At 69.2% G+C, this 20,852-nt stretch carries 17 protein-coding genes and 2 tRNA genes; 8 read left to right on the top strand and 11 right to left on the bottom strand.

Annotated features, from left to right (window positions below; translation table 11 throughout):
- Positions 1–14: 14 nt before the first annotated feature.
- Positions 15–2,237 carry a TonB-dependent siderophore receptor gene (locus QE399_RS03200; RefSeq protein ID WP_309826051.1) on the bottom strand — a complete coding sequence of 741 codons (2,223 nt, stop codon included), beginning with the start codon at positions 2,235–2,237 and terminating at the stop codon, positions 15–17.
- A 631-nt stretch (positions 2,238–2,868) separates the two neighbouring features.
- Entirely contained in the window at positions 2,869–3,261 is a 393-nt protein-coding gene (locus QE399_RS03195) for a hypothetical protein (protein WP_309826047.1), read from the bottom strand.
- Between the two features lie 139 nt (positions 3,262–3,400).
- On the opposite strand from QE399_RS03195, the gene QE399_RS03190 reads away from it, so the two are divergent.
- Complete coding sequence (locus QE399_RS03190) at positions 3,401–5,488, top strand: bifunctional 2',3'-cyclic-nucleotide 2'-phosphodiesterase/3'-nucleotidase (RefSeq protein WP_309826046.1); 2,088 nt, start codon at positions 3,401–3,403, stop codon at positions 5,486–5,488.
- Positions 5,489–5,839: 351 nt separating this feature from the next.
- Here the strand turns inward: QE399_RS03190 and QE399_RS03185 are convergent, their stop codons facing one another.
- From QE399_RS03185 to radC, 3 genes are all read right to left on the bottom strand, one after another.
- Positions 5,840–6,502, bottom strand: a complete 663-nt coding sequence (locus QE399_RS03185) for a Smr/MutS family protein (RefSeq protein WP_309826044.1) — start codon at positions 6,500–6,502, stop codon at positions 5,840–5,842.
- Positions 6,503–6,572: 70 nt separating this feature from the next.
- Complete coding sequence (locus QE399_RS03180; protein ID WP_309826042.1) at positions 6,573–7,742, bottom strand: esterase-like activity of phytase family protein; 1,170 nt, start codon at positions 7,740–7,742, stop codon at positions 6,573–6,575.
- Positions 7,743–7,767: 25 nt separating this feature from the next.
- Positions 7,768–8,481, bottom strand: coding sequence for a RadC family protein (gene radC / locus QE399_RS03175; RefSeq protein WP_309826040.1), 714 nt, complete (start codon positions 8,479–8,481; stop codon positions 7,768–7,770).
- An 87-nt stretch (positions 8,482–8,568) separates the two neighbouring features.
- Here radC and QE399_RS03170 point away from each other — a divergent pair, with 87 nt between their 5' ends.
- The 3 genes from QE399_RS03170 (at position 8,569) to QE399_RS03160 (ending at position 11,636) form a co-directional block, all read left to right on the top strand.
- Positions 8,569–9,048, top strand: a complete 480-nt coding sequence (locus QE399_RS03170; protein WP_309826038.1) for an FKBP-type peptidyl-prolyl cis-trans isomerase — start codon at positions 8,569–8,571, stop codon at positions 9,046–9,048.
- Positions 9,049–9,052: 4 nt separating this feature from the next.
- On the top strand, positions 9,053–10,048 hold the full coding sequence (gene ispH / locus QE399_RS03165; protein WP_309826036.1) for a 4-hydroxy-3-methylbut-2-enyl diphosphate reductase: 996 nt from the start codon (positions 9,053–9,055) through the stop codon (positions 10,046–10,048).
- Between the two features lie 253 nt (positions 10,049–10,301).
- A complete protein-coding gene (locus QE399_RS03160) occupies positions 10,302–11,636 on the top strand; it encodes a hemolysin family protein (protein WP_309826034.1) in 1,335 nt (444 codons plus the stop codon).
- A 125-nt stretch (positions 11,637–11,761) separates the two neighbouring features.
- Here the strand turns inward: QE399_RS03160 and QE399_RS03155 are convergent, their stop codons facing one another.
- Positions 11,762–12,442: a CBS domain-containing protein gene (locus QE399_RS03155; protein ID WP_309826033.1), complete on the bottom strand. Its 681-nt coding sequence runs from the start codon at positions 12,440–12,442 to the stop codon at positions 11,762–11,764.
- A gap of 180 nt (positions 12,443–12,622) precedes the next feature.
- Here QE399_RS03155 and QE399_RS03150 point away from each other — a divergent pair, with 180 nt between their 5' ends.
- From QE399_RS03150 to QE399_RS03140, 3 genes are all read left to right on the top strand, one after another.
- Positions 12,623–13,564 carry a threonine/serine dehydratase gene (locus QE399_RS03150; RefSeq protein ID WP_309826032.1) on the top strand — a complete coding sequence of 314 codons (942 nt, stop codon included), beginning with the start codon at positions 12,623–12,625 and terminating at the stop codon, positions 13,562–13,564.
- Between the two features lie 120 nt (positions 13,565–13,684).
- On the top strand, positions 13,685–15,001 hold the full coding sequence (serS, locus tag QE399_RS03145; protein ID WP_309826030.1) for a serine--tRNA ligase: 1,317 nt from the start codon (positions 13,685–13,687) through the stop codon (positions 14,999–15,001).
- 31 nt (positions 15,002–15,032) lie between these two features.
- Positions 15,033–15,122, top strand: a tRNA-Ser gene (locus QE399_RS03140).
- Positions 15,123–15,424: 302 nt separating this feature from the next.
- Here the strand turns inward: QE399_RS03140 and QE399_RS03135 are convergent.
- The 3 genes from QE399_RS03135 to QE399_RS03125 form a co-directional block, all read right to left on the bottom strand.
- The gene (locus QE399_RS03135; RefSeq protein ID WP_309826029.1) at positions 15,425–16,726 is read right to left on the bottom strand and encodes a M16 family metallopeptidase; all 1,302 of its coding nucleotides are present in this window, start codon (positions 16,724–16,726) and stop codon (positions 15,425–15,427) included.
- 209 nt (positions 16,727–16,935) lie between these two features.
- Complete coding sequence (locus QE399_RS03130) at positions 16,936–17,154, bottom strand: hypothetical protein (protein ID WP_309831911.1); 219 nt, start codon at positions 17,152–17,154, stop codon at positions 16,936–16,938.
- A 63-nt stretch (positions 17,155–17,217) separates the two neighbouring features.
- Positions 17,218–17,610 carry a nuclear transport factor 2 family protein gene (locus tag QE399_RS03125; RefSeq protein WP_309826027.1) on the bottom strand — a complete coding sequence of 131 codons (393 nt, stop codon included), beginning with the start codon at positions 17,608–17,610 and terminating at the stop codon, positions 17,218–17,220.
- Between the two features lie 259 nt (positions 17,611–17,869).
- On the opposite strand from QE399_RS03125, the gene QE399_RS03120 reads away from it, so the two are divergent.
- Positions 17,870–17,946, top strand: a tRNA-Met gene (locus tag QE399_RS03120).
- A gap of 174 nt (positions 17,947–18,120) precedes the next feature.
- Here the strand turns inward: QE399_RS03120 and QE399_RS03115 are convergent.
- Together QE399_RS03115 and QE399_RS03110 are read right to left on the bottom strand one after the other, a co-directional pair.
- The gene (locus tag QE399_RS03115; protein ID WP_309826025.1) at positions 18,121–19,296 is read right to left on the bottom strand and encodes a GGDEF domain-containing protein; all 1,176 of its coding nucleotides are present in this window, start codon (positions 19,294–19,296) and stop codon (positions 18,121–18,123) included.
- A gap of 29 nt (positions 19,297–19,325) precedes the next feature.
- Positions 19,326–20,807: an AMP nucleosidase gene (locus tag QE399_RS03110; protein WP_309826024.1), complete on the bottom strand. Its 1,482-nt coding sequence runs from the start codon at positions 20,805–20,807 to the stop codon at positions 19,326–19,328.
- Positions 20,808–20,852: the final 45 nt, after the last annotated feature.

The raw sequence follows: 20,852 nt of genomic DNA, 5'->3' as shown, positions 1-20,852 counted from the left end.
GCCGGCCCTTGCGTTCAGAACCGCGCCTGCAGCCCCACCGTCACCGCCCGGCCGCTGCCGGGCGCCACCCACAGGCTGCTGACCGAACTGGTGTAGTAGCTACGGTCGAAGACGTTGTCCACGTCCAGCGTCAGGCGCACCGCGGGCGTGAGCCGCCAGTAGGCGACCAGCTTGGCGGTGGTGTAGGCCGGCAGATCGAAGGCGGGCGTGCCGGCATTGGCCTCGGCCTGCGTGCGGGCCTGGCCCAGGCGGCGGCCCATGTAGGTCGCGCCCGCACCCACGCCGTAGCGCTGGCCGCCGGCCAGCGCGTCCTCGTACATCGCCAGCACGCTGCCGTTCACCCGCGGCACGTTCAGCAGGCGGCCGCCGACCTCCAGCGTGTTGTCCCGCGCGATCTCCACGTCGTTCACCACCAGGCTGGCGTTCAGGCGCCAGCGCGCCGACAGCTGGCCGGCCAGGTCCAGCTCCACGCCGCGGCTGCGCACCTCGCCGGCCGCGGCCGAGAAGCCGCTGTTGGCTGGGTCGGCCGTGAGCACGTTGCGCTTGCGGATGTCGAACAGGGCGGCCGTGGCACCCATGCGCTGGTCGGCGCTCTCCCACTTGGCGCCCAGCTCCAGCGCGCGCCCGCGCTCGGGGTCGAAGGCGCGCTGCGCGGCATCCGATCCGGCGTTGGGCCGGAACGAGCGGCCGGCATTCGCATACACCGTCCACTGCGGCGTGGGCAGCCAGCTCACGCCCAGCCGGGGCGAGGTGGCCGTGGGGCTCTGGCGGTCGGTGCGGCCGGTGCGCCGGTTGTCCAGCGACTGGTCGGTGCGGTCCACGCGCACGCCCGCCAGCAGGCGCCACTGCGGCGCGAGCTTGATCGCGTCCTGCACGTAGAAGGCCGTGGCGCGCTGGCGTTCGCGGGTGTCGGTGTTGGGCTGGGGCACGGGCTGGGCCTGGCCGTAGACCGGCGCGAGGATGTCGATGGCATAGGGCGCGGCGGCAGTCGGGTTGGCGCGCAGCATCAGCGAATCCATGTGGAAGCGGAAGGACTCCACGCCCAGCAGCAGTTCGTGCTCGACGGCGCCGGTGGCCAGCGTGCCCTGCAGTTCGGCCTGCAGCGCCACGTCGTCGGACGTGTAGTCGCGAAAGCGCCGCTGGCGCGTGAGCGTGCGGCCGTCGGCGCGCAGCGCGGTGGCCTCGGTGGAATAGCCTTCCACGGAGGTCTCGCGGTACGACAGCCCGAACCGGCTGCGCCAGGCGGCGTTCCACTCATGGCTCAGCACCCACTGGTGCGTCTGGTTGTCCACCGTCACGTCGCCGTCCGCGGGCTCGCCCAGGAAGCGGCTGGTGGAGACGGCGCCCAGGCGGCCGTTGACGGCGGTCACGCCCCGGTCCAGCGGCGTGGCGTGGCGCAGGAACTCGCCGGTGTATTCCAGCAGCGAGTCGCGGCCCAGCTTCCAGGTGAAGGCTGGAGCGATCACGCGCCGCTCGGCCTGGATGTGGTCGCGGAAGCTGTCCCGGTCTTCCACGGCCACGTTCAGGCGGTAGGCCAGGCGGTCGCCCAGCGGGCCGGTGCTGTCCAGCGCACCGCGGCGCAGGCCGTGGCTGCCGGCATAGCCTTCCACGGCGGTGGCGCTCTTCCACTGCGGGCGCTTGGAGACGATGTTGAGCGTGCCGCCGGGTTCGCTGCTGCCGTAGAGCGCGGCGGCCGGACCCTTGAGGAATTCGATGCGCTCCACGCTCGCCAGGTCGCGCGGCGCGTTGAAGCCGCGGCTGGAGGCAAAGCCGTTGAGCAGCGTGGCCGTGCCGGTGTTCTCATTGCCCGGCAGGCCGCGGATGGCGAAGTTGTCCCACAGCCCGCCGAAGTTGTTCTGGCGCGAGACCCCGCCCACGTAGTCGAGCACCTCGTCGAGCTTGGTGGCGCCCAGGTCATCGATGGCCTGGCGCGTGACGATGCGCACCGATTGAGGCAGCTCGCGCAGCGGCAGATCGGACTTGGCGCCTGCCGCCTCGGCCGCGTGGTAGGCGCCGGACTCGGTACGGCCGACGATGTCGATGGTGGCCATCTCGGCCGCCGGCTCGGCGGGGGGGATGGCGATGGCGGCCGCATCTGCCGGCGCGGCGTCCTGCGCCAGGGCGGGGCCAGCGCAGAACGCGGCCGCCGCCAGCGCCAGGGGATGCAGGAGCGACTGCAAGGTGGGGTGCAGAGCAGGGCGCGCACTGGCGCGGGCCCGGTCAGGGTGGTGGATCATGGTGGGCAAAAGAACGGAAGGCCGGGGCGCCGCAGCGCCCCGTGCCGTGAGGGCAAGCGCAGGCGTGCCGCCCCGGCAGCGTGCCGCCGCCGGAGTGCCCGCCTGCAGGCGAATTGGATCGAGAGGAGGGTTCTAAGAGCCTGTTGACGATCTTCCTGGGGTCGCGCAGCGGCCTTTGCGGGATGGGGTGCAAGGCGCGGTGCGCCGTGGATAGCTCGGCTATCCACCAGCGCCGCAACGCCGCAGACCGCCCGCAAAGGCCACTGCCCGAAGGGTTGGAGCGAAATCGGGCGATTGGAGGCCCCGGCTGCTTGCATGGGCACGAGCCCATGCGGCGCATCCGCAGCATCCACTCATCCCGATTGCGCTTCAACGCGATCCCCTGTGATCGTGAACAGGCTCTAAGGCCCTGCACGGCGCAGCGCGGGTCCGGCCCGGCTCGGGAACGGACGGACGGACGGGCGCAGAGGCTGCGAGGCCGCACAGGGAACGCGGGGCAGGGCGGCGCCGGCCTGGCGAGGCAGGATGGGGGCCCGTGTTCCGGGCAGGGGTGCGTCTACCGCACCGTGCGCTGCGTCACGGGGACGCGGCGTTCAATGAACGCCACGTCGCCGCGCCGGGTCCGCCCCATTCAGCCGAGGGCCGCCCGGTACGCCGGCGGGTCGCGCGCGGCAAAGCGCCAGTGGCCCGGGTGGGCGACCGCCACCGCGCCGGTGAGGGCGCGCAGCACCGGCGGGGCGCGTGCGGCCAGCGGCAGAGCGTGGGCCGGCAGGCCCTGGTCCTGGCTGGCATAGGCGTGGCACCAAGTGCACAGGCCGTGGGCCTCGGCATCCTGGTTCTGTTCCGGGTCCGTGGACGGCGTGCCCAGGGGGGCGGCATCCGCGTCGGCATGGGCCACCACCACCACCAGCGTTGCCGTGGCGGCCTCGCGCAGGTGCTGTGCCTCGTGCAGCGGCACCCCGGCCACCGTGTGGAAGCACAGGGCCAGCACGAGCCAGCGGAGCAGGAGCAAAGGGGCGGACATGGAGGGCCGACATCATAGCGGCCGCAGCGTGCGGCGCCTGGCCGTCACGGCCGTGTCAGGCGGCTGTCAACAGACCGTCAAACGCCTGTCAACACCCGCCGGGACACTGCCCCTTTTCCTTGATCGGATGGGTTTCCGCATGCGTCTGCACGACTCCTTTCACACCACAATCTTTCTCCCGCGCCGCGCGGCCTGCGCCGCCCTGATCGGTGCCGCCGTCCTGGCGGCCTGCGGCGGCAGCGACGATGGCGACAGCACGGCCGGTGGCGGCACGCCGCCGACGCCGCAACCGCAGGCCGCCACGGCCACGCTCGCGGTGCTGGAAACCACCGACCTGCACTTCAATGTGCGCAGCTACGACTACTTCAAGCTGGCCGAGGACAAGACCTACGGCTTCGAGCGCACGGCCACGCTGGTGCGCCAGGCGCGCAGCGAGTTCGCCAACACCCTGCTGGTGGACAACGGCGACACCATCCAGGGCACGGCGCTGGCCGACTACGAGGCGGTGGTGAAGCCCATCGCCTGCGCGCAGCAGCTGTCGATGTACAAGGCCATGGGCGCGTTGGGCTTCGACGCCGGCACGCTGGGCAACCACGAGTTCAATTACGGCCTGCCCTTCCTCAACCAGGTGCTGGGCGGCGGGCTGCAGGTGGACGGCGTCGATGCCGCGCTCAAGTGCGCCGGCAACGGCTATCCCGTGGCGCTGGCCAACGTCTACAGCCGCAAGACGGGCCAGCCGCTGGTGCAGCCGTATGTGGTGCTCGAGCGCACGCTGGCCGCCAAGGGCGCCGACGGCAAGGACGTGAAGCTGCCCATCAAGATCGGCGTGATCGGCTTCACCACGCCCGGCATCCTGAACTGGGACAAGCGCTACCTCGAAGGCAAGATCACCACCGAAGGCGCGGTCGAATCCGCCCGGAAGTACGTGCCCGAGCTGCGCGCCAAGGGCGCCGACATCGTCGTCGCGCTGCTGCACGGCGGGCTCGATGCCTCGGCCTATTCGCCCACCATGGAGAACCCCGGCCTGTACCTGTCCCAGGTGCCGGGCATCGACGCCATGGTGATGGGCCACCAGCACAGCGTGTTCCCCGACACGGCCGCCACGCCCGCCTACGCACAGGCAGGCGTGGACAACCAGGCCGGCACCATCAACGGCGTGCCCGCCGTCATGGCCAGCTCGTGGGGCAAGGCGCTGGGCGTGGTCCGCATGGCGCTGAAGTGGGACGGCAAGGCCTGGAGCGTGGACAAGGCTGCCACCCGATCGGAACTGCGCAACATCCAGGGCAAGAACGCGGCCGGCGCCGCCACCTTCGTGGACGCCGACCCCACCGTCGCCCCGCTGGTGGAGCCGCAGCACCAGGCCGCCATTGCCTACGTGAAGACGCCCATCGGCAGCACCGACTTCCGCATGAGCACGCTGTTCGCCGACGTGGGCGATCCGGGCGCCATCCAGATCGTGAACCAGGCCCAGCAGGCCTACGTGGCGGCATACCTCCAGGCCAACCTGCCGCAGTACGCCAGCCTGCCGGTGCTGTCGGTGAGCGCGCCGTTCAAGTCGGGCTTCCAGGGCGCGGCCGACTACACCGACGTGGCCGTGGGCCCGCTGGCGATCAACAACGCGGCCGACCTGTACCTCTATCCCAACACGGTGTATGCGGTGAAGGTGAACGGCGCCGACATCAAGAACTGGCTCGAAGCCGCGGCCCGGCGCTTCAACCGGATCGACCCGGCCAGGACGGCCGAGCAGGCGCTCATCAGCACCTTCCCGGGCTACAACTTCGACATGTTCACCAGCGCCGATGTGCAGTACGAGATCGATGTGACGCAGCCGCAGGGCAGCCGCATCAAGAACCTCACCTATCTGGGCGCGGCCATCAACCCGGCGCAGGAGTTCGTGATCGCCACCAACAACTACCGCGCCACCAGCGGCAAGAGCTTCATCGACAAGCTGGACGGCTCGGCCACCATCTGGGCGTCGCCCGATGCCAACCGCGACGTGGTGATCGACTACATCCGCAAGAACCCGTCCGTCACCCGCGCCGCCAACGGGGCGGCCAAGAGCTGGCGCTTCACGCGGGTGGCCACGGCCGGCCCGGTGGTGTTCAGCTCCGGCCCGGGCGCGCTCACGGTGGCGCAGGCGGCGGGCCTGGCCAACATCGCGCTGGTGGCGGCAGACGACGGCTCGGGCAAGGGCACCTCGAAGTACGCGGTCGACCTGTCGCGCTAGGGAACCGCTGCACGAATCGAGCGACAAGTGGGCGCTGCGGATCGGGAGGGGATGCAAGGCGCAAAACGCAGCAATAGCGTGGCTATTGCGAGTCTTTGCAACGCCGCAGACTGCCCGAGGCCGCAGATGCACACGGCGCGGTGATTCGTGCAGAGGTTCCCTAGGTTCCCGGGCGGCGTGCGGCGGCTGCCCCGAGCAGCGCCCGCGCCTGCGGCCGGCGCGTGGGCGCCCATGCGCTCCAGCGTATTTTTGCTATTAATAAAGTAGCTTATTGCGCTTGATGGACGGGCGCTACAGCCTGTTTTCGCTGTGAATTTTCGGGCGCCAAGTGCGGGGGGCGCCAGCAAGCCTTCAGCCGCCGGTGCGCCGGCGGCCGGGCTGCAGCAGCACCACCAGAGCACCGGCTCCGCCTTCGGCCGGGCGGGCCTGCACGAAGGCGAGCACCTCCTGCTTCTGCACCAGCCAGCGCTGCACACGGCTCTTGAGCACCGGCGTCCTGCCCGGCGAGCCCAGGCCCTTGCCATGCACGACGCGCACGCAGCGCAGCCCAGTGCGGTGCGCCAGGCGGATGAAGGCGCCCAGCGCCTCGCGCGCCTCGTCGGTGCGCAGGCCGTGCAGATCGAGCTGGCGCTGGATGCTCCACTGCCCGGCACGCAGCCGGCGCGTCACATCCACGCCGATGCCGGGGCGCCGAAAGCTCAGCTGGTCGTCCACGTCCAGCAAGGTGGCCACATCGAACTCGTCGCTGATGGATTCGAGCAGCACGCGTTCCTCGTCCAGTGCGCGCTGCACGGGCAGCGGCTCGGGGGGCTCGGGCGCGTGCCAGCGCCGCTCCTGCGTGCCGCGCAGCGCCTGCACGGGCCCGACCGCGTCCTGGAACAGCATGCGCTCGGCGCGCGCGCGGCGCGCCGCCTCCTGCCGCTCGCGCAGGCGCTCGGCCTCACGCGCGGCGGCGTCGGCCAGGGCCTTGCGCAGCGGCTGCAGATCCTGCAGCGAACGGACTTTGACGGTCATGGAACGCCGGTTGTACCTGAAAAGCAAACCCCTTCCCGGCGCTGCGGCCGGGGCGCGCCCGGCTTGGCGCTCAGCGGCCCTCGGCGCCGCCGGGCGGGTACTCCACTGCGATGAACTGCGTGGTCTGCGCGGGGTTGAAGTTGTCGTCACTGACGAACACGATCACCCGCCCCCCGCCGGCCAGCGGCGGGCCCCAGGCCATGCCTTCCAGGTTGTCGAGCGCGCCCGCGCCCAGCGTGGCGAGGTCGGCTACCAGCGTCTTGGATACCGGCACATGGTTGCCGGGCGCCAGGGCGGGTAGCGCCTGGGTGTCCGTGCCGGTACGGGTGTCGATGCGGTACAGGCGCGCGCCGAAACCGGCGCCTGCGCTGTAGCTGCGCTCCAGCACCAGCAGGTGGTGCGGGCCGTCGTCCAGGATCTCGCTCACGCCGTTCAGCTGCGGCCCCCAGGGGATGCGCCGGGCGTGGTGCACGGCGTCCGGCACGTAGGCGATCTGGCGCAGCGGCCGGCCGGTCGCCACGTCCAGTGCCGTGATGCGCAGCGGCCCGCCGGGCGCGCCCGGCGTGGGCACGGGGCCATCCTGCCGCCACGCCATCTCCATGCCCAGCCAGGCGGTGCGGCCATCGGGCGCGAAGGCCAGGCCTTCCAGCGTGGTGTTGGCGCGCGGGCCGCGGCGGTGCGCCGGATCGGGCTGGAAGCTGTCGGGCAGGGGCAGGTCGCGAACGGCGCTGCCGCCCAGCCGATTCTCGCGCAGCTGCGGGCCGAAACCGCGCGCGAAATCGCCCTCGCTGGTCCACAGGAAGTGCCCGCCGCTGCCGGGCAGCCAGCGCACGGCCTCGGCATCGGGCACGTCCATGCCCGCCTCGGGGCGGCGGGGCGAGGGATAGGGCCGCCCGTTGGCATGCCGCAGCGTGTACGTGCCGGTGAGCACCGGCGTATCGAGCCCGTGGGCCGTGTAGTGCAGCTGCGCCGTGTAGACGCGCGCCGGCTGCAGCGCGGAGCGGTCGTCGCTGATGAGCAGCCAGCGGCCGGTGGCCGGGTCGTAATCGATGCCCGAGATGCCGCCGAAGGGGGTGCCCAGCACGTCGGTGCCGGGTGGGATGGCGGCGGTGCCGATCAGGCGCAGGCCGGGCGGGGCGGTGGGGGCCGGTGGGGCTCCAGGGGACGCGCAGCCAGCGGCCAGCACGGCCGCCAGCAGGGCCGGCAACGCGGCGCGAAAACGTGATGGGTTCCAGGCCATGGAGTGCAAGGTCTTCGCAGGCTGCCTACACCAGCCCCTCTTCGGCCATGGACAGCGCCGCACCGGGCGCCACGATTACATGGTCGAGCACGCGCACGTCCACCAGGGCCAGCGTGGTCTTGAGCGTCTTCGTCAGCGCCTCGTCGGCGCGGCTGGGCTGGACGCTGCCGCTGGGGTGGTTGTGGGCCAGCACGACGGCGGCGGCGCCGTGGTGCAGGGCGCGGAGCACCACTTCGCGGGGGTACACCGACGTTTGCGTGAGCGTGCCGCGGAACAGTTCCTCCATCGCCACCAGCCGGTTCTGGCTGTCCAGGAACAGCACGGCGAAGACTTCGTGTCCCTTGGCGGCCAGGTGCAGCTGCAGGTACTCCTTCACGGCGCCGGGGGAGCTGAACACCTCGCGCTCGCGCAGCTGCTGCGCCAGGGCGCGGCGCGCCAGCTCCAGCACGGCCACCAGTTCGGCGCGCTTGGCGGGGCCCAGGCCCTTGATGCGTTTCAGGTCGTCGGCGCTGGCGTGCAGCAGGCCGGCAATGCCGCCGAAGCCGCCGGTCACACGCCCCGTGGCGCGGTCGGCTTGAGGCGGGTCAAGCAGTTCCTGCGCCATCTGCAGCACGCCCTTGCCCACGATGCCGGTGCGCAGCAGGAGGGCCAACAGCTCGCCGTCGGTCAGCGCCGAGGCGCCCCGGGCCAGGAGTTTCTCGCGCGGCTGCGCATCGGCAGGCAGGTTCTTGAGCGACATGGCGGCAGGGGCTGCGCCGCCGCCCGGGCCCACGCCCAAGGGGGTTACCCCGGTTTTTTACAATGGGGGCAGTTTATCGAGAGCCCCATGACTTCTTCCTCCCCCGTTTCCGCCGCCGCTGACGTCCCGACCGTGCAGCCCGGTTCCTTCCTCACGCTGCACTACCGCCTGGCCGGTCCGGCGGGCGACGTGATCAACACCTTCGGCGACAAGCCGGCGACGCTGTCGCTGGGCGCAGGGGAGCTCTCGCCGGCCATGGAGCAGTGCCTGCTCGGCCTGGCCGAAGGCACGCGCACCACGTTCACGCTGCCGGCCGGCGAGGCCTTCGGCGACCGCAACCCCGACATGCAGCAATGGGTGGCGCGCAAGCTGCTGAACGAGCTGGGCGACCCGGACGAGCAGTACACGCTGGGCGATGTGGTGCAGTTCCCCACGCCCGACGGCACGGGGCAGTACGCCGGCGTGGTGCTGGAGGTGCGCGAGGACGGCGCGGTGAAGTTCGACTTCAACCACCCGCTGTCCGGCGTGCCGGTCACCTTCGAGGTGCAGCTCATCGGGGTGCTGTGAGCGCATGAACACCCCCCAGGAAATCATCCTCGCCGAGCCGCGCGGCTTCTGCGCCGGCGTGGACCGCGCCATCGAGATCGTGGAGCGCGCGCTGCAGAAGTTCGGGGCGCCCATCTACGTGCGCCATGAGATCGTGCACAACACCTACGTGGTGAACGACCTCAAGGCCAAGGGCGCGATCTTCATCGAAGAGCTGTCCGACGTGCCGCCCGGCGCCACGCTCGTCTTCAGCGCTCACGGCGTGAGCAAGGCCGTGCAGGAAGAGGCCCGGGCGCGGGGCTTTTCCATCTTCGACGCGACCTGTCCGCTGGTCACCAAGGTGCACGTCGAGGTGGCCAAGCTCGCCAAGGAAGGCTACGAGTTCATCATGATCGGCCACAAGGGCCACCCCGAGGTCGAGGGCACGATGGGCCAGCTGGACTACGGCATCCACCTGGTGGAAGACGTGGCCGACGTGGCCCGCGTGCAGCCCGGCCAGACCGAGAAGCTGGCCGTGGTCACGCAGACCACGCTGAGCGTGGACGATGCGGCCGAGATCACCGCCGCCGTGCGTGCCCGCTTTCCGCGGGTGCGCGAGCCCAAGCAGCAGGACATCTGCTACGCCACGCAGAACCGGCAGGACGCCATCAAGATCATGAGCCCGCAGGTGGACCTGGTGATCGTGGTGGGCAGCCCCACCAGCTCCAACAGCAACCGCCTGCGCGAGCTGGCCGAACGCCTGGGCACCTCGGCCTACATGGTCGACAGTGCGGAGGAACTGCAGTCCGTCTGGTTCGAGGGCGTGGCCCGCGTGGGGCTGACCGCCGGCGCCTCGGCGCCCGAGATCCTGGTGCGCCAGGTGATCGACCGCATCAAGGCGCTGGGCGCCGTGTCGGTGCGCAAGATGGACGGCATCGAGGAAACCATCAAATTCCCGCTGCCCAAGGGCCTGAAGATCGACGCGGCCACGGGGCTGGAGATCACGCAGCGCACCCCCGAAACCGGCCCTGCCGCCCACTGACGGCCTGCGCGCGGGCCCTGCCGCAGCGCCCGGCGCGGTGCCGCTTGCAATGATTTTGATAGCTGCTTGCGCTTGATGGATAAGCGCTGGAGGTCGTTTTGGTCATATTCTCCCCCTGCGATGAAACCGGCGGCGGGGCCCCCAGGCTGGCGCCCGCCTGACGGCCCGGCAGGGGTAAAACCCTGCGCGGGCTGTGACTTCTTACAATCAGAGGCTTGTTCACACCCGAGGAAGCACCCAGGGCTTCCCCTTTATGGAAATAGCAATACTGTTCGCCCTCATCCTGCTCAATGGCGTGTTCGCCATGTCGGAGCTGGCTCTGGTCTCCGCCCGCAAAACGCGGTTGCAGAAGCTGATCGATGAGGGCGATAGCGGCGCCGTCGCAGCCGTCAAGCTGGGGGAGGACCCCACCCGCTTCCTGTCCACCATCCAGATCGGCATCACGTCGATCGGCGTGCTCAACGGTATCGTGGGCGAGGCCGCGCTGGCGCAGCCCCTGAGCGAATGGCTCATCGGCGTGGGCGTGGAAACCCGATACGCCGGCTACCTGTCCACCGGTCTGGTGGTGGTGCTGATCACCTACTTCTCGATCGTCGTCGGCGAGCTGGTGCCCAAGCGTCTGGGCCAGAGCTATCCCGAGACCCTGGCCCGCCTGGTGGCCCGCCCGATCAACTGGCTGGCCATTGCCACCAAGCCGTTCGTGCGCCTGCTGTCCATCTCCACGCAGACGCTGCTGCGCCTGTTGGGCGTGAAGGAAAACACCGCCAGCGCGGTGACCGAGGCCGAGATCCACGCCGTGCTGGCCGAAGGCACGAGCGCCGGCGTGATCGAGTCGCACGAGCACCAGATGGTGCGCAACGTGTTCCGCCTGGACGACCGCCAGATCGGTTCGCTGATGGTGCCCCGCGCCGATGTGGCCTTCCTCGACGTGGAGGAGCCCTTTGAGGAGAACCTGCGCCGCATCGAGGAATCCGACCACGCCCGCTTTCCGGTGGTGCGCGGCGGCATGGAGAACATCCTGGGCGTGCTGAACGCGCGCCAGTGGCTGTCGCGCTCGCTGCGCGAGGGCGGCGCCGAGGTGCGCGAACTCGCCTCCCAGCCGCTGCAGACGGCGCTGTACGTGCCCGAGACCATCACCGGCATGGAGCTGCTGGACAACTTCCGCCTGTCGGATGTGCACATGGCCTTCGTCATCGACGAGTACGGCGAGGTGCAGGGCATCGTCACGCTGCAAGACCTGATCGAGGCGATCACCGGCGAATTCCAGGCGCGCGACCCGGAGACCTCCTGGGCCGTGAAGCGCGAGGATGGCAGCTGGCTGCTGGACGGCCACATCCCCGTGCCGGAGCTGAAGGATCGCCTCGACCTGGACACCGTGCCCGAGGAAGACCGCGGCCGCTACCACACGCTCAGCGGCATGGTGATGCTGCTGACGGGCAAACTGCCCAAGGTGACCGACACCGTGCAGTGGGAAGACTGGCGCTTCGAGGTGGTCGACATGGACGGCAAGACCATCGACAAGGTGCTGGCCATCCGCGTGCCGCCGGTGGAGCTGGAGGAAACGGCGGGCGCAACGGCTGCCGAATAACGGCATGGCGGGAGGCGGCTTGCGCCGTCTGCCCTGCCACCCTCTGTAACAGGCCGCCCGCGGGCGGCCTCGTCGTTTCTGGCCGCTGTGGCGGGTGTGCCTGCCGCCGGGGCGAGCGGGCTCGCTCAGCTCCAGAGATCAAGCGGCGGGTCGGCCGCCACCGCGCGCAGGATGTCGGTGCGCGACACGAAGCCCGTCATGCGCCCGAACTCGTCCGTCACCGGCAGGCCGGGCAGGCCCGTGTCCAGCAGCACGCTGGCCACTCGGCGCAGGTCGGTGTCCTCGGCCACCGTCGGCACCGGGCTCACCATCACCTCGGCCACGGGGCGGCGGGCCAGGGCGATGGCGTCCTTCACGCTGCCGGGTTCCGGCAGCAGGTCCAGCGGGGCCATGTCGGCGCGCAGCAGCAGGCCGACGACCCGTCCCTGCGCGTCGAGCACGGGGGCCTGGGCGATGTGGTGCTCCGCCAGCGTCTGCCAGGCGTCGTTCACGCGCACGTCGGGCGGCACGGAGAGCGCGCCCTGGGTCATCACATCCCGCACCCGAGACAGCGGCTGCCGCGCCTGCTGCGGCCCCTGTTCCGTCTGGGCGTACGCGTTGACGGCCTCCTGCGTGCGGATGTCCTTGGCGGCTGGCGGTGGTGGGGTGGGCGCCGGGGGCACGAAGGCGGGGTCCGGCAGCGGCAGCTCTTCGCTGCGCGTGCGCAGGGCCTGCGGCCGCTGCACGCGCCGCACCGGTGCCACGCTGGACAGCTGTTCGGGCCCGCCGCGGTACATCTGCCCTGATGGGCCGAACACGAAAAACATCGGAACCTCCTGCCGGGGGAATGGCCTGCGCACGCCCGGTGCGTCGCAGTCCCTGCCCATGTTATCGGCAGCGGCAGGGCGCTTCTGTGCGGTGATTGTGTATCGCCTGGTTGCAACGGGCCCCCGAGGTTCGCGTCGCCCTAAACTGCACGGTTTGCCCGACACGAGGATACTTTTTCCATGATCGACCGCGCCGCCATCTCTGCCGCCCAGCAACGCCTGTCCGCCCAGCAGGACTTCATCCGCGCCACCCCGCTGATGCGCCTGGGAGGCGCTGCACTGGGGGTGGACTGCAAGGAGGTCTGGCTGAAGCTGGAGCACCTGCAGATCGGCGGCAGCTTCAAGGCGCGGGGCATGCTCAACCGGCTGCTGGCGCAGCCCCTGCCAGCCAGCGGCGTGATCATCGCCTCGGGCGGCAACGCCGGCATTGCCACGGCGGCGGCGGCCCAGGCCCTGGGCGCACGCTGCGAGGTCTTCGTGCCCGAGGTCTCGCCCGAGGCCAAGCGCGCGCGGCTGCGCTCCCTGGGGGCCGAGGTCGTCGTTCACGGAGCGACGTACTCCGAAGCGCTGCAAGCCTGCCTGGAGCGCCAGCAGGCCACCGGCGCATTGCTCACGCACGCCTATGACCAGCCCGAAGTGGTGGCGGGCGCGGGCACGCTGGCGCTGGAGATCGAAGCGCAGGCCGGCGCGCTGCCCGACAGCCTGCTGGTCAGCGTGGGCGGCGGCGGACTGATCGGCGGCGTGGCGGCCTGGGTGGCCGGCCGGGCCGAGGTGGTCGCGCTGGAGCCCGAGCGCGCGCCCACGCTGCACGCTGCGCGTCAGGTGGGCGCACCGGTGGATGTCGAGGTGGGGGGCGTGGCGGCCGATTCACTGGGCGCGCGCCGCATCGGTGCCATTGCCTGGGAGGTGGCCCAGCGCCACGTGCAGCGCTCGCTGCTCGTCAGCGACGAAGCCATCCGCGACGCGCAGCGCTGGCTGTGGCGCGAACTCAAGCTCGCCGTCGAGCCGGCGGCCGCGCTGGGCCTGGCGGCGCTGCACAGCGGCGTGTACCGGCCGGGCCCGCAGGAGACCGTGGGCCTGATCGTGTGCGGCGCCAACTGCGATCCGTCCACGCTCGCCTGAACGGGCCGCCCATGCGGCAGGCGGAGGCCCTGCGCCCGCAGCGGACCTGGGCCTGCAGGCCGCTGCACGCAGCCCCAACCGGCGAGTCCGACGCCGGCCGGCCCACTAGAATTGCGGGCTATGCTCGATATCCTTCTCCTTCGCAAAGACCTCGACTCCGCCCTCGCGCGGCTGGAAACCCGCAAGAAGCCCCAGGCCTTCCTGAATGTGGAGGCTTTCCAGTCCCTGGAGTCCGAGCGCAAGGCGCTGCAGACGCGTACCGAAGAGCTGCAAGCGCAGCGCAACCAGCTGTCCAAGCAGGTCGGCATGCTCATCAGCCGGGGCGACAAGGACGGCGCGGAGGCCGCCAAGGCGCAGGTGGGTGCGCTCAAGGCCGAGCTGGAGCAATCCGCCGCACGCCTGGAGCAGATCCAGGCCGAACTCCAATCCATGCTGGTGGCGGTGCCTAACCTGCCGCACGCCAGCGTGCCCGTGGGCAGGGACGAGCAGGGCAACGTGGAAGTGCGCCGTTGGGGCACGCCCAAGACGTTTGACTTCGCCGTCAAGGATCATGTGGACGTGGGCACGCCGTTGGGCCTGGACTTCGACATGGGTGTGAAGCTGTCGGGCTCGCGCTTCACCGTCATGAAGGGCGGCATCGCCCGCCTGCACCGGGCGCTCGCGCAGTTCATGCTGGACGTGCAGACCCAGGAGCATGGGTACAGCGAGTGCTACGTGCCGTACGCCGTCAATGCGGATTCGCTCAAGGGCACGGGGCAGCTGCCCAAGTTCGAAGGCGACCTGTTCGCGGCGAAGAAGGGCGGGCAGGACGGCGAACCGGTGCCAGACAACGCCGCGCTGTACCTCATTCCCACCAGCGAAGTGCCGCTGACCAACTTCGTGCGCGACGTGGTGGTGGCCGAAGCCGAACTGCCGATCAAGCTCACGGCGCACACGCCGTGCTTCCGTTCGGAAGCCGGCAGCTACGGCCGCGATACGCGCGGCATGATCCGCCAGCACCAGTTCGACAAGGTCGAGATGGTGCAGATCGTGCACCCCGAGAAAAGCTACGACGCCCTGGAGGAGATGACCGGCCACGCCGAGACCGTGCTGCAGAAGCTGGCCCTGCCGTACCGCGTCATGCTGCTGTGTTCGGGCGACATGGGCTTTGGTGCGGCCAAAACCTACGACCTGGAGGTATGGCTGCCCGCGCAGGACACCTACCGCGAGATCAGTTCGGTCAGCAACTGCGAGGCTTTCCAGGCGCGCCGCCTGCAGGCCCGGTTCAAGAATGCGCAGGGCAAGAACGAACTGCTGCACACCCTCAACGGCTCCGGGCTGGCCGTGGGCCGCACCCTGGTGGCCGTGCTGGAGAACTACCAGAACGCCGACGGCAGCGTGACCATTCCCGAAGTGCTGCGTCCCTACATGGGCGGCCTGAGCGTTCTCGCCGCTTAACTTCCTGCTAGAATGCGAGCTTCGACACACAGGAGAGGTGGCAGAGTGGTCGAATGTACCTGACTCGAAATCAGGCGTAGTGGCAACACTACCGTGGGTTCGAATCCCACCCTCTCCGCCAAAATGAACTAAGCCCTTGATTTTCAAGGGCTTTTTTCTTTGTGCGGCAGGGCTTCGAAGTTGTTTGTCCAAAACGTCCAACTTCCATGTCCAACAACACGTGTTCTGCATCTCCGCCAGCCCAAACTCAGCCGGGCTCCGATGCGCCGGCTCCCGAGCCTGTTTCCTCAACGGTCGGAGCTTCCCCTGGCCACCCGAAAGCGACGCTCAGCGACTCACGAAAACCACCGAGGCGCACGCACGCATCCGGCAAGGCATCGAGAAACGTTGATTGTTCAACGGCTTTTTTCTTGTTTCTCGGGTTCAGGGTGCCAGTGCCGCCGCCAACTGCTTCGCGGACTTCGCGCTGACGCCCTTTCCTGTGATCGACAGTGCCGGAGGATGCGCCAGCATCTGCACGAAAACCTCCCGTACCTCCTCCGATCGAATGCCGTCGATCAACGCGATCGTCTCGGCCAAGGGGGTCACGGCGCCATGGGCGAAGAGGTCCTCGACAGCTCTTTCCATCGTGGCGAAGGGGCGTTCACTCGCCCGTACGCGGGAGACGGTCAGCTGGTTCTTCGCTCGTTCCAGATGAACCGGGTCCATGGCCGCGGCCTGGGCGTGCAGCAGCTCGCCTGTGGCACGCACCAGCGCTTCGACCTTGTCGGGGGTGGTGACGGCGTGGACCACGAAGTTGATCCAGGCGTCTCCGCTGTCGATGGTGGCGTCGGCGGTGTAGGCCAAGCCGAGCCGTTCGCGCACCGTGTCGACCAGCGGGGCCGACATCCCGCCGCCGAACAGGTTGGCTGCGAGCGCGGCCGCCAGGCGCCACCGCTGGGGTGATGTGTCCGGACCTGCGGGCGGTAGCGGATAGGCGATGTTCAGGAAGACCTGGGACACCTGTGTGAAGCGCCGGGCGACCGCTTGCCCGACATACGCGCAGGCCTCCGGTGGCTGCGAGCCTGCGCAATCGGCCGTTGCCGGCATGGATGCAAAGAGGGCTTCGGCATGTGCCATCCAGGCGTCGATGTCGAACTGGCCTGCGGCGGCAACAACGGTCTTTTCCGCCACATAGTGCTGCTGCACATGGCGAACGAGATCATCGCGGGTGAACCTTTCGATGTTCTGCACGGTGCCTATCACCGGCATGCCCATGGAGGCGTCGCCCCAGAGGGCGCGGTCGAGCAGGTCATTGGAGCTGTCTTCAGGGTCTTCGTCGTACTCGATGGCTTCCTGTCGGATCACTTCCCGTTCGCGTTGCAGCTCGATGTCGGGGAAAGTGCTGTGGAGGACGATGTCTGCCGTCATGCCGAGCAGCCGTTGCGCGTGCTGTCCGAGGCCGGTCATGAAGTAGCCGGTGCTGTCCTTGCCGGTGTAGGCGTTGACATCGGCACCCAGCCGCTCGGCATCGAGGTTGATGTCCTGCACGGAGCGCGTGGTCGTGCCCTTGAAGGCCATGTGTTCCAGGACATGGCTGATGCCATTGGTGGCTGGCGTCTCGTCGCGGGAGCCCACGCGCAGGAAAACCCCCACGCTCGCACTCTGCACATGGGGCATGGGAAGCGCCAGGAGTCGAACTCCATTTGGCAGCGTACGGAGGACCGGAGGAGGGAGCTTGGCCATCAGCGGTGCCTTTCGGCGTCTCTCTGGTCGTTGTGACGGCATCGCGTGGAGCCCGGGGCTTTGCCTGAAGGCCGGAGATCGCTGATGGGCGAACCGGAAGGGGTCTCTTGTTCCATGCCGCATTGTCGTTGCGATGCGCAGGAGGAACCTGGCGGGCAAGCTTACGGGCCCGCCGCAGAGAGCCTGGGGCCTGTTCAAGCCCTAGGCGATCACCTGCCGCATTGCGCGTTGATGGCGGCCTCAAAGCGGATCAATTCTTCCTCCAACGTGCCGCGTTGCCTGAAGAGCTGACCCGCGCGTTCGTACCAGTTCTCGGCGTCTTCCAGATCGCCCTCCTGCAGGTGCAGAAGGCCATGCAGCCAGGCGGCGAGCGGGCCCTCGTGCTGCTGTACCTGGTCGTGCGCGGCATTCCACTGGCCGGCCCGCATCCATGCCAGGATGCGGTGCAGATCAAGAAGAGCGTCGCTCACGGGGGGCCGGGGCGGTTCCGGTCAGGGCAGCAGCGCCTGCTGCACCGGGTGGCTGTCCACACACTGTTCCATGCTCAAGATCTTGCCGTCCTTGAGCCGGTAGAGATGGGAGAAGCTCGCCGTCATGGCCTTGCCGGTCTTGCGGGAGGTGCCTGAATAGATGCCAAATGCAGCCACCCGGTCACCATCGGCCAGGTAGGTATGAACCTTGGCGCTGAAGCCTTCCCATTCGGCGCCTATCCGCTGGAAGACGCCCGCAAGGATCTGTTCGGCGCCGACGTAGGTGCCGGCGTAGGGAAAGCCCGCCGCCTCTGTCCAACTGGCATCGGGCGCCAGTGCTGCGAGCAGATGGCGGCCGTTCTCTTCCGGCGAACCTTCATAGGTCGCTCGGATGATGTCCAAGTTGGTGGTCATGGTCTTCACTCTGTAATGCGATTGCCCGCTGGCGCGCCTGCGCCAGGCTTGCAGCACAGGCCACGCAGGTTCTGGGCCGGTGTGATGCGGCGCACTGCCGGGCGCTTCACTGTAGCGTCTGCACGGTAGCCTGCCACATTGCCTTCCGGTCAAATTGTGCGCCTTCACATGGCGTCGGCGCTTTCAGGGATATACTCGTGTGCTTCGGCAATGCCGGCGGCTTCCTGATGGTTAGGGAAGCGCGTTAGAAACCAATTACCGCGCGATGGAGCAGTCTGGTAGCTCGTTGGGCTCATAACCCAAAGGTCGGAGGTTCAAATCCTTCTCGCGCAACCAAAGTCCCAGCAATCAAGGGTTACGACACTGTCGTGACCCTTTTTGCTTTCTGCGCGGCCAGTGCCATGAGGCCGTCAGTCGCTTGCCTGCTTGCATTGCCAGGCTTTTACTCTCGACCTGGGGTCCGCTCGCAGCAGGCCGTGCGGGAAGCGTGCCAGCCCTGCATTTCCTATGTCAGGCCGGTACACCGGCTTCCATGAGCAGACCGCGGCCCCGTTCCTTGGCCTGGTACAGCGCGGCATCTGCGCGCGCCGTCAGGTCGATGCGCAGGTGAACCGGTGCGGGCATGCGCTGAGGCGAGACCGTGGCCGCGCCCGCGCTGTAGTCCAGCGAGAAGCCCAGATGCGGGCCGGTTTCTGCGGCAAGCCGGGCCCGCAGGCGCCTGTCCAGCTGCTGCGCAGCGGGCGTGTCCGAGCGGTGCTTCAGCAGCGCGACGAACTCCTCGCCGCCCATGCGTCCCGCCAAGGCGCCTGAGGGCAGAGCCTCGCTCAGCAGGCGTGCGAACAACTTCAGGGCACGGTCGCCCACGTCGTGGCCGTAGGTGTCGTTGATGCGTTTGAAGTGGTCCAGGTCGAACATCACCGCGGTCACGGAGTCGCGGGCCTCCAGCGCCTCGGCGAGCAGCGTTTGCGCATGGAGGTCGAAGCCGCGCCGGTTGGCGATGCCTGTCAGTGCATCGGTCGTGGCCAGGGCGCGCAGCCGGTCCTCGGCCTCGGTGCGCCAGGCCACCATGAGGGCCACGATGCCCAGGACCGCGGTGACGTTCGCTGCGATGGCGGAGCCCACATTGACGGGATGGGGCGTGCTGAAGCTCGGATAGGCGCTGGTGAACGCCCCCAGCGCCCCCCGCGCGGCGGTGAAACCGGCCATGAGCAGCAGGCAGGCACACAGCAGCATGCGCCATCGGCCCTGCGCCGGACGTTGGGGCGCGAGCGTCGCGCGGGCCACGAGCAGCACCAGAGCCGCGAGCAGGAAGTTGGACCAGCCGACGCGAAAGGCGTAGTGTCCGAACCCGAGCGTGTAGCCCAGCGGAATGGCGATGGCCAGCACGGGCACCCAGCGGGCACCCGGGCGAGGACCGAGCCAGTCACGTAGCGCGATGAAGAGTGTCCATTGGGCCCCCGCGATGGCGGCCATGGACGCGGTGGAAAGCATCTGGTCCCAGACGGTGCCGCGCACGCGGGTCGATACGATCAGAGCGACCCAGCCCAGTGCCTGCAGCAGGATGCTGGCCTGCACGCTGCGGGCGGCGCGGCTGACGCCGGCGCCCATGATCAGCGGCAGCACGGCTGCCAGCATGCACAGGTTGATCGCCGTGATCGCCAGCAGCGTGACGAAATCCAGGGGCATGGCCGGGCGAGCCGCTCGCTTTCAGCCGTTCACTGGAAGGCGACTTCGGCAAAGCTGCGCAGCTTGCGGCTGTGCAGCCGGCTCACCCCGCCGGCGCGCAGGATGTCCACCGCGCGCATGCCGATACGCAGATGCTGGTCGACCCGCTCGCGGTAGAAGTGGTTGGCCATGCCGGGCAGCTTGATCTCGCCGTGCAGAGGCTTGTCGCTCACGCACAGCAGGGTGCCGTAGGGCACTCGGAATCGGAAGCCGTTGGCCGCGATGGTGGCGCTTTCCATGTCGAGGGCCACGGCGCGGCTCTGGCTGAAGCGCAGCTGGGGCATGTTGTCGGGCAGCAGTTCCCAGTTGCGGTTGTCGGTACTGGCCACGGTGCCCGTGCGCATGATGCGCTTGAGCTGGTCCTCGGGCACCTGGCTCACGTCGGCCACGGCCTGCTGCAGCGCCATCTGGATCTCGGCCAGTGCCGGGATGGGTACCCACAGGGGCAGTTCTTCGTCCAGCACATGGTCTTCGCGCACATAGGCGTGGGCCAGCACGTAGTCGCCCAGCTGCTGGCTGTTGCGCAGGCCTGCGCAGTGGCCCAGCATCATCCAGGCGTGTGGGCGCAGCACCGCGATGTGGTCGGTGATGGTCTTGGCGTTGGACGGGCCTACGCCGATGTTCACCATGGTGATGCCGCTGCGGTCGGCACGCACCAGATGGTAGGCCGGCATCTGGGGCAGGCGGGGCGGGGCCACGCCCAGATCGTCGGCCGGCTCGGCCGGCAGGCCCTTGCGGCGTGTGACGACATTGCCGGGCTCGATGAAGGCGATGTACTCGCTGTCCTCCTTGGCCATTTCAGCATGGCCCAGGCGCACGAACTCGTCGATATAGAACTGGTAGTTGGTGAACAGCACGAAGTTCTGGAACCACTCCGGCGCCGTGCCGGTGTAGTGGCGCAGGCGGTGCAGCGAGTAGTCGACGCGCGGCGCCGTGAAGAGCGACAGCGGATGCGCCTCGCCTGCGCGCGGTTCCCACGTGCCGTTGGCGATGCCGTCATCCATGGCCGCCAGGTCGGGCAGGTCGAACACGTCGCGCATCAGCATGCGCCGCTCGGCACTCAGCGTGCCCTCAATGTGGTCGTGCTCGGCAAACGAAAAGTGGATCGGGATGGGCTGACTGCTCACGCCGACCTCCAGCTCCACGTTGTGGCTGGCGCGCAGCAGGCGCAGCTGTTCCAGGTAGTAGCGGGCGAACAGGTCGGGCCGGGTGAGGGTTGTCTCGTAGCGCCCCGGACCTTCCACGAAGCCGTAGGCCAGCTGCGTGGCTGCGCGGGCCACGGTGGTGGTCTGTACCCGCACGAAGGGGTAGAACGCCCGCACATGCCCGGAGGGCGTCTCGCCCGCCACGAAGCGCTGCATGGCGTCGCGCAGATGCCCGATCTGCTGCTGGTAGATGCGCTGCACCTGGGCCAGTGCGTCGGCGGGGTCGGTGTGGAGCGTCGGCTCCGTGAAGTCGGGAATCTGGGCCATGGCGCTATTGTCGCCGCCCCGGCGGTGGGCCGCGGTCGGTCGAGT

This window comes from Paracidovorax wautersii (assembly GCF_031453675.1).
Lineage (GTDB): Bacteria > Pseudomonadota > Gammaproteobacteria > Burkholderiales > Burkholderiaceae_C > Paracidovorax.
The sequence above is the reverse complement of the archived record's forward strand: the minus strand, read 5'-3'. Positions and strand labels throughout refer to the sequence as shown.

What these genes read in the sequence shown, in the direction of transcription:
- QE399_RS03130 (WP_309831911.1), bottom strand. Translation starts at nt 17,154, where the DNA reads ATGCGGGCCGGCCAGTGGAATGCCGCGCACGACCAGGTACAGCAGCAC.
- QE399_RS03190 (WP_309826046.1), top strand. Translation starts at nt 3,401, where the DNA reads ATGCGTCTGCACGACTCCTTTCACACCACAATCTTTCTCCCGCGCCGC.
- QE399_RS03185 (WP_309826044.1), bottom strand. Translation starts at nt 6,502, where the DNA reads ATGACCGTCAAAGTCCGTTCGCTGCAGGATCTGCAGCCGCTGCGCAAG.
- QE399_RS03170 (WP_309826038.1), top strand. Translation starts at nt 8,569, where the DNA reads ATGACTTCTTCCTCCCCCGTTTCCGCCGCCGCTGACGTCCCGACCGTG.
- serS (WP_309826030.1), top strand. Translation starts at nt 13,685, where the DNA reads ATGCTCGATATCCTTCTCCTTCGCAAAGACCTCGACTCCGCCCTCGCG.
- QE399_RS03110 (WP_309826024.1), bottom strand. Translation starts at nt 20,807, where the DNA reads ATGGCCCAGATTCCCGACTTCACGGAGCCGACGCTCCACACCGACCCC.
- QE399_RS03115 (WP_309826025.1), bottom strand. Translation starts at nt 19,296, where the DNA reads ATGCCCCTGGATTTCGTCACGCTGCTGGCGATCACGGCGATCAACCTG.
- QE399_RS03200 (WP_309826051.1), bottom strand. Translation starts at nt 2,237, where the DNA reads ATGATCCACCACCCTGACCGGGCCCGCGCCAGTGCGCGCCCTGCTCTG.
- radC (WP_309826040.1), bottom strand. Translation starts at nt 8,481, where the DNA reads ATGTCGCTCAAGAACCTGCCTGCCGATGCGCAGCCGCGCGAGAAACTC.
- QE399_RS03180 (WP_309826042.1), bottom strand. Translation starts at nt 7,742, where the DNA reads ATGGCCTGGAACCCATCACGTTTTCGCGCCGCGTTGCCGGCCCTGCTG.
- QE399_RS03155 (WP_309826033.1), bottom strand. Translation starts at nt 12,442, where the DNA reads ATGTTTTTCGTGTTCGGCCCATCAGGGCAGATGTACCGCGGCGGGCCC.
- QE399_RS03135 (WP_309826029.1), bottom strand. Translation starts at nt 16,726, where the DNA reads ATGGCCAAGCTCCCTCCTCCGGTCCTCCGTACGCTGCCAAATGGAGTT.
- ispH (WP_309826036.1), top strand. Translation starts at nt 9,053, where the DNA reads ATGAACACCCCCCAGGAAATCATCCTCGCCGAGCCGCGCGGCTTCTGC.
- QE399_RS03195 (WP_309826047.1), bottom strand. Translation starts at nt 3,261, where the DNA reads ATGTCCGCCCCTTTGCTCCTGCTCCGCTGGCTCGTGCTGGCCCTGTGC.
- QE399_RS03125 (WP_309826027.1), bottom strand. Translation starts at nt 17,610, where the DNA reads ATGACCACCAACTTGGACATCATCCGAGCGACCTATGAAGGTTCGCCG.
- QE399_RS03160 (WP_309826034.1), top strand. Translation starts at nt 10,302, where the DNA reads ATGGAAATAGCAATACTGTTCGCCCTCATCCTGCTCAATGGCGTGTTC.
- QE399_RS03150 (WP_309826032.1), top strand. Translation starts at nt 12,623, where the DNA reads ATGATCGACCGCGCCGCCATCTCTGCCGCCCAGCAACGCCTGTCCGCC.